This window comes from Flagellimonas nanhaiensis, assembly GCF_003382275.1.
Classification (GTDB): domain Bacteria; phylum Bacteroidota; class Bacteroidia; order Flavobacteriales; family Flavobacteriaceae; genus Flagellimonas; species Flagellimonas nanhaiensis.
Map to the genome: position 1 here is coordinate 322,903 of NZ_QTJX01000002.1, position 13,751 is coordinate 336,653.

General features: G+C 41.4%; 13 protein-coding genes. 7 read left to right on the top strand and 6 right to left on the bottom strand.

The window, feature by feature from the left end; all coding sequences use genetic code 11:
• Position 1: 1 nt before the first annotated feature.
• The 4 genes from DX873_RS08880 to trmB all read right to left on the bottom strand — a co-directional run bounded on the left by DX873_RS08880 (position 2) and on the right by trmB (position 2,892).
• On the bottom strand, positions 2-1,141 hold the full coding sequence (locus DX873_RS08880) for an Mrp/NBP35 family ATP-binding protein (RefSeq protein ID WP_116184850.1): 1,140 nt from the start codon (positions 1,139-1,141) through the stop codon (positions 2-4).
• Positions 1,142-1,262: 121 nt separating this feature from the next.
• Positions 1,263-1,589, bottom strand: coding sequence for an MGMT family protein (locus tag DX873_RS08885; RefSeq protein ID WP_116184101.1), 327 nt, complete (start codon positions 1,587-1,589; stop codon positions 1,263-1,265).
• A 1-nt stretch (position 1,590) separates the two neighbouring features.
• The gene (locus tag DX873_RS08890; protein WP_116184102.1) at positions 1,591-2,220 is read right to left on the bottom strand and encodes a LysE family transporter; all 630 of its coding nucleotides are present in this window, start codon (positions 2,218-2,220) and stop codon (positions 1,591-1,593) included.
• Positions 2,221-2,223: 3 nt separating this feature from the next.
• Entirely contained in the window at positions 2,224-2,892 is a 669-nt protein-coding gene (gene trmB / locus DX873_RS08895; protein ID WP_116184103.1) for a tRNA (guanosine(46)-N7)-methyltransferase TrmB, read from the bottom strand.
• 84 nt (positions 2,893-2,976) lie between these two features.
• Between trmB and DX873_RS08900 the strand changes: the two genes are divergently transcribed.
• A complete protein-coding gene (locus DX873_RS08900; protein WP_116184104.1) occupies positions 2,977-4,089 on the top strand; it encodes a glycosyltransferase in 1,113 nt (370 codons plus the stop codon).
• Here the strand turns inward: DX873_RS08900 and DX873_RS08905 are convergent.
• Positions 4,014-5,072 (bottom strand): sensor histidine kinase, encoded by a 1,059-nt coding sequence (locus tag DX873_RS08905; protein ID WP_116184105.1) that lies wholly within the window; start codon positions 5,070-5,072, stop codon positions 4,014-4,016. The two genes, DX873_RS08900 and DX873_RS08905, sit on opposite strands and share 76 nt — an antisense overlap.
• Positions 5,072-5,758 (bottom strand): response regulator transcription factor, encoded by a 687-nt coding sequence (locus DX873_RS08910; protein WP_116184106.1) that lies wholly within the window; start codon positions 5,756-5,758, stop codon positions 5,072-5,074. The genes DX873_RS08905 and DX873_RS08910 overlap by 1 nt, the downstream gene beginning before the upstream one ends.
• Before the next feature lie 179 nt (positions 5,759-5,937).
• On the opposite strand from DX873_RS08910, the gene DX873_RS08915 reads away from it, so the two are divergent.
• The 6 genes from DX873_RS08915 to DX873_RS08940 all read left to right on the top strand — a co-directional run bounded on the left by DX873_RS08915 (position 5,938) and on the right by DX873_RS08940 (position 13,733).
• On the top strand, positions 5,938-8,796 hold the full coding sequence (locus tag DX873_RS08915) for a TonB-dependent receptor (RefSeq protein WP_116184107.1): 2,859 nt from the start codon (positions 5,938-5,940) through the stop codon (positions 8,794-8,796).
• Positions 8,797-8,858: 62 nt separating this feature from the next.
• The gene (locus DX873_RS18865) at positions 8,859-11,090 is read left to right on the top strand and encodes a hypothetical protein (protein ID WP_181899458.1); all 2,232 of its coding nucleotides are present in this window, start codon (positions 8,859-8,861) and stop codon (positions 11,088-11,090) included.
• Between the two features lie 151 nt (positions 11,091-11,241).
• Positions 11,242-11,550 carry a T9SS type A sorting domain-containing protein gene (locus tag DX873_RS08925; protein ID WP_116184108.1) on the top strand — a complete coding sequence of 103 codons (309 nt, stop codon included), beginning with the start codon at positions 11,242-11,244 and terminating at the stop codon, positions 11,548-11,550.
• Between the two features lie 142 nt (positions 11,551-11,692).
• Positions 11,693-12,019: a T9SS type A sorting domain-containing protein gene (locus DX873_RS08930; protein ID WP_116184109.1), complete on the top strand. Its 327-nt coding sequence runs from the start codon at positions 11,693-11,695 to the stop codon at positions 12,017-12,019.
• A 67-nt stretch (positions 12,020-12,086) separates the two neighbouring features.
• A complete protein-coding gene (locus tag DX873_RS08935; RefSeq protein ID WP_116184110.1) occupies positions 12,087-13,073 on the top strand; it encodes an acyl transferase in 987 nt (328 codons plus the stop codon).
• Between the two features lie 114 nt (positions 13,074-13,187).
• Positions 13,188-13,733, top strand: a complete 546-nt coding sequence (locus tag DX873_RS08940) for a quercetin 2,3-dioxygenase (RefSeq protein ID WP_116184111.1) — start codon at positions 13,188-13,190, stop codon at positions 13,731-13,733.
• Positions 13,734-13,751 lie beyond the last annotated feature (18 nt).

Sequence of the window (13,751 nt, forward strand, 5' to 3'; positions counted from 1 at the left end):
CTCATTTCTTTTTAACGGCCGCACAACCAGCCATTGTTGTAATTTTTATTGCTTCGGTGGGTGGAAGTTCTGTGTTTCTTGCCACCAATTCCTGAACCACATTTTTTGTGAGTTCTTCAAATGCTCCTTCAATGGGAGTTGCAGTCTGCAATACAGCTGGTCGGCCTACATCTCCGGCTTCCCGTATGCTTTGCACCAAAGGAACCTCCCCTAAAAACGGAACTTCAATGTTCTCCGCCAAATTCTTGGCCCCGTTTTGACCAAAGATATAGTATTTGTTGTTAGGTAATTCTGCAGGTGTAAAGTATGCCATATTCTCCACAATGCCCAAGACTGGAACATTTATAGCCTCTTGTTGGAACATGGCGACTCCTTTTCTGGCATCTGCCAAAGCTATTTCCTGGGGAGTACTTACGACAACTGCCCCTGTAACGGGTAGGGATTGCATAATGCTTAGATGAATATCACCGGTTCCCGGAGGTAAATCCAATAGTAGAAAATCCAATTCGCCCCAATGTGCATCAAAAATCATTTGGTTCAATGCTTTGGCGGCCATAGGTCCTCTCCAAATCACTGCTTGGTTGGGTTGAGTGAAAAATCCGATGGAGAGCAATTTAACCCCATAGTTCTCAACGGGTTTCATTTTTGCCTTTCCATCTACGTTTATGGACAATGGTTTTTCCATGGCCACATCAAACATAATTGGGATTGAAGGCCCATAAATATCTGTATCCAGAAGGCCTACCTTAAAGCCCATCTTTGCCAAAGTAACTGCCAAGTTAGCCGTAACTGTAGACTTGCCTACTCCTCCTTTACCAGAAGCCACTGCAATAATGTTCTGTATACCAGGGATTGGATTTCCCTTTATTTGGTTTACAGTGGGTTTTTCAGGGGCATCAACCTTTAGGTTGACCTTGATTTTTGCTTTTTGATATACCTCACTATGGATGATTTTCAAAATCTCCACTTCGGTCTTCTTTCTGGCCTGAAGACTGGGGTTTTTAATGGTAACATCTACCTCCACCTCATCTCCAAATACTTGTACATTGTTTACCGCACCGCTCTCTACCAAATTCTGTCCCTCTCCAGGGGCAGAAATTTTTTCCAAGGCCTTAAGAATGTCTGCTTTTTTCAGCTTCATCAATCCTATTTTTTCTCCAATCGTTTGTATTGATTCTAAATTACAAAGATACGTCTTAGGGGGGAGAATAGGAAGTTTGCGCATTGAAAATGAAGATGGTGGGATAGCCCCAATCTATATGCTATTCCAATTCTTTACCTGGGTCCCAAAAGTGTCTTTGGAAATCACATATTTGATTGTCCCTGACCTCAACTCCTTCGTTCTCCAGAAGCTGTTGCATGAGGCTTGTTCCATCAAAATGGTGCTTTCCAGTCAGTACACCAACCCGGTTCACCACGCGGTGTGCCGGCACATCTTTTGCTGAAGAATTATTCATGGCCCAACCCACCATTCTTGCACTTCGAGCGGCTCCCAGGTACTTTGCAATAGCTCCATAAGATGTTACCCTTCCATAGGGAATTTGCCGAGCCACCTCGTACACTTTATCAAAAAAGTTCTTTTCCTCCATGTTAACGATAAAAGATTCGGATGAGGGTAATCATCAAAAGCACCAGCATAAGTGCACTCAATATGTAGTTGGAGTTCTTTGAAAATCTGTTGGTCTTGGTTTCCAACTTATCAAAATAGAAAGTATAGAGATAGAGCACGGAAAAAGTACCTGTTCCGGCGGCCACAACAAACGTGGTAATGTCCTGGGCTTCAAATTTTATCCAACCAGCTTCGTTCCACATGGCATTTAGGCCGCTGTAGTACGGTATTGTCAACAGGTTCAGCGCTGCCAGCAGCATTCCTTTATAAAAACTGTTCTTTCTACTCAAATTGACTTCCTTCAATTGTTGTTTTTTGTTCCGCTTGGCGGTTACAAAAAAGTATACGGCAAAGAAGGCGAATACCCCAATGGCCACTTTGAACAGGATATCGATAACCTCTGGATTGTTGTACAAAAACTTTGAGATGAGCACGGCTACATAGGCTTGTACCATGATCATGGAAGAAACCCCCAAGCTAAAAATAATTCCGTTGACCTTTCCCTTTTCCACGCTGGTCTTAGCGGCATTCATGTTGAGCAACCCTGGTGGTACCGTAGCCATAAAAGCAGCGGAAAATGTGGCAAAAAAGAGTATGAGTATATGGGTCATGGGTCAGTTGATCCTAAACTGGATATACGTGATTGGTTTTCCTTCCTCAAGATACTGATTTTCATAAAAAGTCTGAATTCCAAGAACTTCTTCAGGGCTGCCCTCGTTTTTGTAGACATCGTGATTGGAATACAAAATTTCATGTTTCAACCCCTGTAAAAGACCCAGAGTATACCCGTGCATGAATTCACTATCCGTCTTTAGATTGACCACACCTTTTGGTTTGAGAATGTGCTTGTATTTGTCTAAAAAAACAGGATTGGTGAGTCGGTGTTTGGTGCGTTTGTACTTGATTTGCGGGTCTGGAAAAGTTATCCAAATTTCGTCTATTTCATTTTCTCCAAAAAGAAGGTCCACCAGCTCTATCTGAGTCCGAAGAAAGGCCACATTCTCCAATTTTTGTTCTAATGCCGTTTTAGCCCCACGCCAGAAACGAGCTCCTTTGATGTCTACACCAATGTAATTTCTATTCGGATTTCTTTGCGCCAATCCCACAGTATACTCCCCTTTTCCACAGCCCAGTTCCAAGACTATTGGGTTTTTGTTTCCAAAGAAAGAAGCCCAATTGCCTTTATATTTGAATCCGTCCAGAACCTCTTCCCTTGTTGGTTGGACCACATTGGAAAAAGCCTCATTTTCCTTAAACCGTTTCAGTTTGTTTTTACTCCCCACTTTTTATTGCCTTGTGCGAAAATTTAATGTTTTGGCAAAACTAAGGAAATCCAAAAGCAATCTGGGTTTTGTTTTTTTGCATTTATGCAAAGCTCTAAACGTATTTTGGTAGCTCCTTTAAATTGGGGACTGGGACATGCGACAAGATGTATTCCAATTATTCAGGCTTTATTGGCAAATGGGCATCAACCTTTCATTGCTTCGGATGGGGTGGCACTTTCCCTCTTGCAGAAGGAGTTTCCGGAACTGCCTACGTTTGAACTTCCATCTTATAAAATCACTTATGCGGAAAAGGGAAAGAACTTCAAGATAAAAATGGTCTGGGATTCCCCCAAGGTGCTCAAGGCCATGGCCAAGGAAAAAAAGGCTGTAAAAAAGTTGGTCAAAGACCATGAATTGGATGGAATTATTTCTGATAATAGATTAGGGGTGTTTTACAAAAAGGTTCCTTGTGTATTCATTACCCATCAATTGAATGTGCTCTCAGGGAACACTACCTGGATGAGCTCCAAGGCGCATCAGAAAATCATTAAAAAATTTGATGCCTGCTGGGTGCCGGATGTTGAATCCAAGCCCAATCTCACCGGAAAGTTGGGGCATTTAAAAAAACCGAAATCTAACATTACCTATTTGGGACCTCTGAGTCGTTTTGAAAAGAAGGATACTCCCTATCAATATAATCTCATGGTCTTACTTTCTGGACCTGAACCACAGCGGACCTTGCTGGAAGAAAAGCTGTTAGAAGAACTTCAACAATTTGAAGGGAACGTTCTTTTTGTTCGGGGAAAAATTGAAGGTTCACAGACCAAAGAAGAGCACAAAACCAATAAAAGTACTATCACGCTGTACAATTATATGCAATCTGCGGAACTGGAAATTGCGTTGAACCAGAGTGAAAAAGTATTGTGCCGATCAGGCTACACCACGGTTATGGATTTGGCTAAATTGGAAAAGAAGGCATTCTTTATTCCCACTCCCGGACAATACGAGCAGGAATATTTAGCTAAACGATTGCAAAAGAACAATTTAGTTCCCTATTGCAAACAAGATGACTTTAACGTAAAAGATTTAGACCGAATTGATGAGTTCGAAGGTCTTACCCATTTTGAACCTGAAGTTGATTATGAAGCGTTATTTTCGGTCTTTTCTAGAGTAAAAGAAAACTCGGAGCCCACATCCACTTCACTTTCTACATAAATTTTCTCGCCATGGGCTTCAATAATGTGCTTTACAATGGAAAGCCCCAGTCCTGAGCCTCCTTCACTTCGGCTTCCACTCTGATCTACCCGATAAAAACGTTCAAACAATCTTGGAATGTGCTCTTTGGGTATACCCTCGCCATTGTCCGTTACCCGAATTATGACCTTGTTTTTGATCAGGTTTTCAATGCTCACCTCCGTAGTTCCGTTCGGGTGGCCATATTTGATGGAATTTACCAATAGATTGCTGACCACCTGTTGAATTTTCTCCCTATCCGCATTGACATAAATCGAATCTTGATATTCCATATCAAAAGTCAAAGTAATATCCTTTTGAGCGGCTTTCATCTCCAGAAGATCAAAGACATTCTGAATGAGCTCTATAATGTCAAAGTCCTCACGTTCCAGCTTAAGTCCCCCTACCTCTAATTTGGTAATTAGATCAAGGTCCTTTACAATATAGATCAGCCTTTCTACACCCTTGCTGGCCCTTTGCAAGTATTTTTCTCTGAGTTTTTTGTCTTTCATGGCACCATCCAAAAGTGTAAGAATGTATCCCTGGACGGTAAAAAGAGGCGTTTTTAGCTCATGCGATACGTTTCCCAGAAAATCCTTTCTGTATTCTTCGCGGATCTTGAGTGTATCGATTTCTATTTTCTTGCCCTCGGCAAATTTTTCAATTTCCTGGGTGAGGGTCTTCATATCGGTGATAACTGGTTTGGAAGAAAAAGTCGAGGATTCCAACAGGGAAACATCGTCATAAATCTTTTTAATACGCCTGTAGATGAATCGCTCTACACGAATCTGGAGTATAATAAAACAAATAATGAAGCACCCGAGAGCAAAAATTACAGCAAGCCACCAGTCAATACTTCCTTGGGCATTGATAATGACAAAAACAAAAAACGCTGTAATAAATGCGGTGGCAAGTAGCGATGACCTTAAGGCAAATTTGTAGGATTTCCTTAATTGAATGGCCATTACAGAACAAACTTATACCCTACGCCCTTTACGGTTTTGAAGTGATGATCTCCTATTTTTTCGCGCAGCTTTCTAATGTGGACATCGATAGTTCGCCCTCCTACCACTACTTCATTACCCCATACTTTATCCAAGATTACTTCTCGTTTAAACACCTTACTAGGTTTGGAGGTCAACAAAGACAACAGCTCAAACTCTTTTCGGGGCAGCACAATTTCCTCCCCATCGTTCACAATCTTGTACTCTTCCCTGTTGATTATAATATTCCCCACCTTTACAATATCCTCAACCTCCTGTTTCTCTTCCTTCAACCTTCTGAGCAATGCTTTTACCTTGCTCACCAATACTTTGGGCTTAATGGGTTTGGTAATGTAGTCATCAGCTCCGGCATCAAATCCAGCTACCTGGGAGTAGTCTTCCCCCCGTGCTGTTAAAAAAGTAATGATGGTGTTTTCAAGGCCTGGTGTCCCGCGAATTACCTCACAGGCTTCTATGCCATCCATTTCTGGCATCATTACATCCATAATAATCAAGTGGGGGTTTTTCTTCTTTGCCTTTGCTACACCTTCAAGTCCATTTTTGGCAGTGAAAACATCATAACCTTCAGAGGATAGGTTATAGCTCACTATTTCCAGTATATCCGGCTCATCGTCAACAAGGAGAATCCTAATATCCTTATTCTTCATGGGATGGTTTTTTATGTGTTGATCACCCAAATGTAAATATAATACTATAACGGCATAAATGCTTAACATTCATTTAATCTCATAACATTATTGTAACGGTTATGAAATAAACACTTAACGCATAGCTAACATCGCTTTTACCTCTGGTGGCGTTCTTTGCGCCAAATTCGAACTGGAGAATGAAATATATTTTGATGATGATTGCACTGACCCTAACCCTACAGGTAAGTGCGCAACAGTCTACGGGAAGCATCGTGGGCAAACTGACTGATAAAGAATTAAATAATGAGCCTTTGGCATTTGCAAATGTATTGCTAAAAGGTACCACTCAAGGAACCACTTCTGACTTTGATGGACTTTATGAAATAGCCAACGTTGAGCCAGGCACATACACTGTAGTGTATAGCTATCTTGGGTATGAAACCATTGAAATTCCAAATATAGAAGTTGTAGCTGGCAAAGTAACCAATGTTGACGTTCCTATGAGCGCTTCGTCTGGAGTTGCTTTGGACGAGGTTGTGGTAACCACCGTGGCCAGAAAAGACTCTGAGGCGGCTTTGTTGCTAGATCAGAAAAGAGCGGTAGAAATAAAGACTTCCATAGGTGCGCAAGAACTGGCCAGAAAAGGTGTTGGAGATGTTGCAACTGCAGTTTCCAAAGTTACTGGGGTCTCCAAACAAGAAGGTTCTGGAAATGTATTCGTAAGAGGTCTTGGTGATCGTTATAATGTGACCACACTCAATGGGCTGCCATTACCCTCCAATGATCCTTCAAGGAAAAACATTGATTTAGGGATTTTTGGAACAAGCATTGTTCAATCCATTGGAATAGACAAAACCTATAGCACTAGAAACTATGGAGATTTTGCAGGTGCAAATATTGACATTGTTTCAAAAGATTATACTGGATCAGGTTTTATTGAAATAGGACTTCAATCTGGAATTAATACCGTTGCCGCTGGTGAGGACTTCTTTTTGAACGAAGGCCCAAATTATTCTGGTTTTTATGATGAGAACCCTCCTGCTTTTCCATTGAACAACTACAACTTTACCACAAGTTGGGACCGTGAAGATGGTGGAACCCCTACCAACATTGGTGGATCCATCAGAGGAGGGAACAGCTTCAACATTGGAGAAGATACCCGAGTCAACTTTTTTGCCACGGGCTCTTTCAGCAATAGCTTCCAATACCGTGAAGGTATTAACAGTGGAGGGGTAAATATTGGTACGGCACTGCCCAATTCCGAGTATGATTATATCGGGTACCGTTATTCTACCAACACCACTGCCATGGGTAATGTGGGTATCCGACACAAAAATCACTCTTTAAAGTATAACTACTTATTCTTGAACACGTCCACCCAAAGACAAGACGAGTTTGATGGTATCATTGACCGTGAAGATGATGCTCCTCAAGGTGGTGGTTTTGTACAACGTGCCACTTTTACAAGAAACACTTTGTTCGTACACCAACTACTTGGTGAACACAATTTGGGAAATCGCTTTGATGTAAACTGGGGTGCTGCCTACAACTTCTTGGCCAACAAAGTTCCGGATAGAAGACAGAACACTGTATTACCTGACAATAACAATAATCCCGATGGACCAAAATCGTTCCGTTTGGTTTCTGCAGCTTCCAGTAACCATAGGTTTTTCCAAGATCTGGATGAAGAAGAATTGTCTGGAAACCTTGCTTTTACATATAAGTTCAAGGCCAATGAGGACGATGGTTTTGATGGTAAAGTTACCCTTGGCTACAGCGGTAGATTTAAGGAGGTTGATTTTGAGGCCGAGCAGTTCAATTTCCAGATTTTACTAAGGGATTCAAACAACAATCCTATAGATCAACCTATCGTTGATCCTAGAAACATTGATGCATATTTCAATCAAGAGAACCTATCTAATGGCTTTTATCAAATTAGGACATTTAGGGGACCATTGTCATTTGCCGGTGCCTTGGAGCCACAATTTTATAATGGATCCCAAGATATTCACGCTGGATACTTTAATCTAGAGTACAAATTCAGCGAAAAGTTTACAGTGCTTGCCGGAGTACGTGGAGAGCAGATCAACCAATCTATCAATTGGAGTACTGTTATTCAGGGCGAAGACAGTAATGAGTTGGACAACTTTGAAGTATTACCTTCCGTTTCCTTCAGATATGCCCTTAACGACAAACAAAACCTGAGACTGGCCGCCAGTAAGACCTACACTTTGCCGCAGTTTAAGGAAAGAGCTCCTTTCCTGTTCCAGGAAGAGGTGAATCAGGATTCCTTCGGAAATCCAAACCTGCAAAGCTCTACCAATTACAACTTTGACCTTAGATGGGAATTGTTCCCTTCTTCAAGCGAAGTTGTATCCCTTACTGCTTTTGGAAGGTTCATCCAGGACCCTATCAACCAAATCACTGTAGCCTCTGCTGCAAACGACATCAGTTGGGCCAATACTGGAGACAACGCTAAAGCTTTGGGTGCTGAATTGGAAATCAGAAAGCAACTTTTTGAAACAGAAAAGGAAACTGCAGAAAGCATCCTTAAACAGAACTTGACCGTAGGTGCCAACTTCTCCTATTTGAATACCAACCAAAAATTGGATCCAGAAAAAATAGCAGAGGAAACAACGTTCACCGTTAGACCAACCTATACAGAAACCAATTTAAGTGGTGCTTCGGACTTCATTGTAAATGCAGACGTGAGCTACTACACTGAACTGACAGAAAATAGCAATTTTCAGGCTACGATGGCTTTCAACTATTTTTCTGAAAGAGTGTTTGCCCTTGGTTCTGAAGGTCGTGGAAACCTAATAGATAGAGGCGTGCCAACATTGGATTTGATTACCAAGTTCCAGTTGAACAAGCACTTGACCTTGGGATTAAACGCCAAAAACCTTTTAGACCCAACTGTAGAGCGCTATCAAGATAACGCAAGTGGAGATATTGACCCCATATTTATTGAACGGGGCATCCTTGAGGAAGAGGTTGATATCCTTACGTATAAAAAAGGAATCGACTTAAGATTCTCACTGAACTATAGATTCTAAGATTACTGTATAATAAAAATCGAAAATTTAATCACGATTACTTACTCTTTAAAACTTGAAAAATGAAAAAAACAATTTTAAAATTGATTTTAGGCGTTGCCACCATGACCTTTGTGGTATCATGTAGCAGCGATGACAATGGTGGTGGCGGAGGAACTACTGCTACCTGTACAGATGGAATACAGAATGGTGACGAAACAGGTGTTGACTGTGGAGGTTCTTCTTGTAACGCCTGTCCAGTTAACGCTGTAGAACTTACTGGTGACGTTACTTCTGATACTACTTTAGATGCTTCACTTGAGTACAACCTAACAGGGGCATATGTAGTAAAAGCAGGTGCAACATTGACTATTCCTGCAGGTACCACGATCAAAGCTGCTGGAGGTACAGCTGCCTTTATCGGTGTTGAAAGAGGTGCACAGATTTTTGTTAACGGTACTTCTAGCAATCCTGTTGTAATGACTTCTGGAGCTGCAAGCCCTGCTCCTGGTGACTGGGGTGGTTTGGTAATTGCCGGTGATGCTCCAACAAATAAAGGTAACGACATCACTACTGAAGTAGGTGACTTGACCTATGGTGGAGATAACGCAGGTGACAATTCAGGTTCTATTCAATACCTAAGAGTTGAGTACACTGGTGCTACTTTCTCTAACGATAAGGAGTTCAATGGTGTTTCCCTATTCGGTGTAGGTTCTGGAACTGTCTTCAGATATGTACAGTCTTTCAACGGTGGTGACGACGGTATCGAATTCTTTGGAGGTGCCGTAGATGGTGACTTCTTGGTATCCATAGGAAGTGGTGACGATTCCATTGACTTTGCTGATGGATGGACTGGTTCTGGAAGCAACTGGTACATTGCTGGAGGTGCTAAAGCTGGTATCGAAGGATCAAACAATGGAGATAATGGTGATGCCACTCCTGTGACCACTACAACTTTGAGCAACATTACAGTTGTAGGTCCTGTTACAGAAGGTGCTCTTTTCTACAAAGAAGGTGGTGGTAACTTTACCATTGACAATTTCTACACAAGCAACGTGGACTTTGGTGTTACTGTTAAAGATACTGACAATGAAGCCGGAGTTAGAATCGAAAATGGAGACCTGACCATTACCAACATCCAATTTGCTGATGCTCCTGCTGGATTTGAAGCAACTGATTACACAGGTACCAACCAATCTTTCTACACTGAAGGTGTAGCAACTGGTGCTGGAAATGGTGCCGCTGCTCCTGACTGGGCCGCTGGATGGACCACTGGATTGAGCAATAGCGGTGCTGGAAGCGAAAACTTGGCCGGTGAAATAACTGGAGATGTTACCCTAAATGCTGCCACGGAATACTTCCTAACAAGCGGTTTCATTGTTAAAGACGGTGGTTCTTTGACTATTCCTGCTGGTACAACCATCAAAGCTGCTGGAGGTACTGCTGCCTTTATCGGTGTTGAAAGAGGTGCACAGATCTTCATCAATGGAGAAGCAAACAACCCTGTTGTTATGACTTCTTCCAGTGATACTCCTGCTCCTGGTGACTGGGGTGGTTTGGTAATTGCCGGCGATGCTCCAACCAATAAAGGTAACGACATTACTACTGAAGTAGGTGACTTGACCTATGGTGGAGATAGCCCTGCAGACGACTCTGGATCTATTACTTACCTGAGGGTTGAGTACACTGGTGCTACTTTCTCCAACGATAAGGAGTTCAACGGTGTTTCCCTATTTGGTGTAGGTTCTGGAACAACTTTTGAATACGTTCAGTCTTTCAATGGCGGTGACGACGGCATCGAGTTCTTTGGAGGTACTGTAAATGGAAACTACTTGGTATCCATAGGAAGTGGTGACGATTCTATTGACTTTGCTGATGGATGGACTGGAAATGGAAGCAACTGGTACATTGCCGGAGGAGCCAAAGCAGGTATTGAAGGATCAAACAATGGAGATGACGGTGACGCTACTCCTGTGACCACTACAACTTTGAGCAACATCACTGTTGTAGGTCCTGTTACAGAAGGTGCACTGTTCTTCAAAGAAGGTGGCGGAAACTTCACCATTACCAACTTCTATACCAGTGGAATTGATTTAGGTGTTAAGGTTACCGATACTGATACTGAAGCTGGTGTACGAATCGAGGCTGATGCTCTTTCTATTAACCCAATGCAGTTTGACAGCCCTGAAGTTGGATTTGTTCAGACTGATTATGCTGGTGTAAACCAAAATTTCATCACCGTAGGTGACAACACAGGTGCTGGTGCTGGTGCTGCACAACCTGATTGGGCCAACGGTTGGACAACTGGTTTCTAATAGAAGAAATAAAGTAATTTTATATATGAAAAGCCCCGCAATGCGGGGCTTTTCTTTTATTCGTCAATTGAAAACGCCTTTTCGTTAAACTGCACACCACCGCTTCCTAATTTTTATATCTTTGTGGCACAGCCTTTGTAATCAATCATTTATGAAACACTTTTACCTTGTCTTTTTCTTTATGGTTTGTTCTCTTGGTTTTTCCCAGGAAAATCAAGCTGGTTCAGATATTGACGGGTTTAAGCTGTACCCCAATCCGGTTACCTACGGTAAAGTTTATATTGAAACTGCCCATAATGCTCCAAAAAAAATATTGATTTTTGACGTGTTGGGCACCCAAGTTCTTCAAACTACAATTATTGGTCGGGAATTGAACCTATCTAGCTTGGGCAAAGGAGTTTACATTCTAAGAGTGTATGAAAAAGATAGGGTTGCTACGAGGAAATTAATCGTGAAATAACTTATATTTCCAACTTTTATTGCCCCCTAAACCTCAATATTCTTCTTTTTACCTACATTTTTCCTCGTTTCACAACATTTAATGGGCGTTACACCCTGTTTTTCATACTTTTATTTTGCTTAATATCCCAAATCAAGCATATATGAAGAAATTCTACTTTGTTCTCATTCTTATGGCTTTACCCCTATTTTCTTTTGGCCAGGAATTGGTCACCGTAAATACAGAACAGGTTCAAGAGCTTAAGGGATTCAAAATGTATCCCAATCCTGTTTATGGGGAAGAAGTTTATATCACTACGGCTTCCAATGGAAGCAAACACATAAAAGTGTATGATGTGTTTGGTGAGGTTGTGTTGACAGATAGAATCTCCACTAACACGCTCAATATTTCAAGACTTGTTCCAGGAGTGTACGTACTCCAAGTAACGGAACAAAAGAAAACAATGACCAGGAAACTGGTAGTAAAGTAAAAAATTGCTGTTTTAAAAAAGCCCTTCTTAAGAAGGGCTTTTTATTTTTTGGGTACTTTTACCTTCCATGAATCAGGACAGTATTCAAAAGATTTTTTCCATTTCAAATCCCCTAGATTTTGAAAGACTAACCCTGGAGATTTTCCAGTACCAATATCGTAATAACACGGTATACAAAACCTATTGTGACCATCTTGGCAAATCTCCTTCCAACGTTCTGCAAATTCAGCAATTACCATTTTTGCCCATTGAGTTTTTTAAGACCCACAAGATAACCTCAACTGAAAAGGAGGCAGCAGTCATATTTGAAAGTAGCGGTACCACGCAGAGTATCAAAAGCAAACATCACGTCCCCGACCTAAACCTATATAAGAAGAGCTTTCTTGAAAGCTTCTCCCTGTTCTACGGTCCTGTTGAAGAATACTGCATATTGGCCCTGCTACCATCCTATTTGGAGCGGGAGGGCTCCTCTTTGGTGTTTATGGTCGATGAACTCATCTCTATTTCAAAACATCCAGAAAGTGGTTTTTATCTGAATGACCTTGAAGCCTTGAACCATAAACTTGAGCAGTTAGAAAAGAGTCGGACGAAAACACTCCTTATTGGGGTTTCCTTTGCCTTACTTGATCTTGCCGAACAATTTCCGACGCAACTGGAAAATACCATAATCATGGAAACGGGCGGAATGAAAGGGCGGCGCAAAGAACTCATCAGGGAAGAACTTCATCAGATTCTTAAAAAGGACTTTGGCGTAACAAAAATACATTCAGAATACGGCATGACAGAGTTGCTGTCACAAGCTTATTCCCAGGGCGATGGCTTGTTTAAGTCTCCATCTTGGATGAAAGTGATGACCCGAGACACAGAAGACCCGCTAAGTGTACAAACACATGGTAAAACAGGGGGAATTAATGTTATTGATCTAGCAAACCTCTATTCGTGCAGTTTTATTGCCACCCAAGATTTAGGTAAAACTTATGCCGATGGTACTTTTGAAGTTCTGGGACGTTTTGACCATTCCGATATTAGAGGATGTAATTTATTGGCCCTCTAAACCTTATTTAGGGCATTAACCACCATCCATACACTACTAACTGTCATTTACAAAAAATTATCACATAAAGTGCTGATTATTTGTAACTTAATCTAATAACATAACCAAACTCATATGAATAGAAATTCTTTTTTAAAACGTGGAATTCTTTCTGCAGCGGCACTTACATCACTACCAGCATTGGCCAGTTCCGGTAGAAAGGAACCTAATAAACCTTCATCACTTGACCCCAAAGTAGTTAGAAATGATGAAGGCAAAAAAGTCAATGTAATAGGTGATCAGCAAACTTTTAAACTAACAAGTAAGGATACCGATGGCCAATTCACTCTTATTGAGGAAACAAATCCTCCAGGGATGATGATTCCTCCCCATGTTCACACGAATGAAGATGAGGTTTTTAAAGTTTTAGAGGGAGAACTTGAAATAACTGTTGGTGAAAAAACGACTATCCTACAAGCTGGGGATTTAGCATTTGCTCCGAGAAACATTCCCCATTCCTGGAAGGTTGTCGGTGATAAGGATTGCAAGACCATTCTAAGTATTTTTCCAGCAGGTTTGGAGGTAATGTTCGAAGAATTAGGGGGTCTACCGCCAGGACCACCGGATTTTGCCAATGTATCGGAAATATGCTCTAAGTATGGTATAACTTTCTTGGCTTAAAAAAAGTTTCCTTTTAAA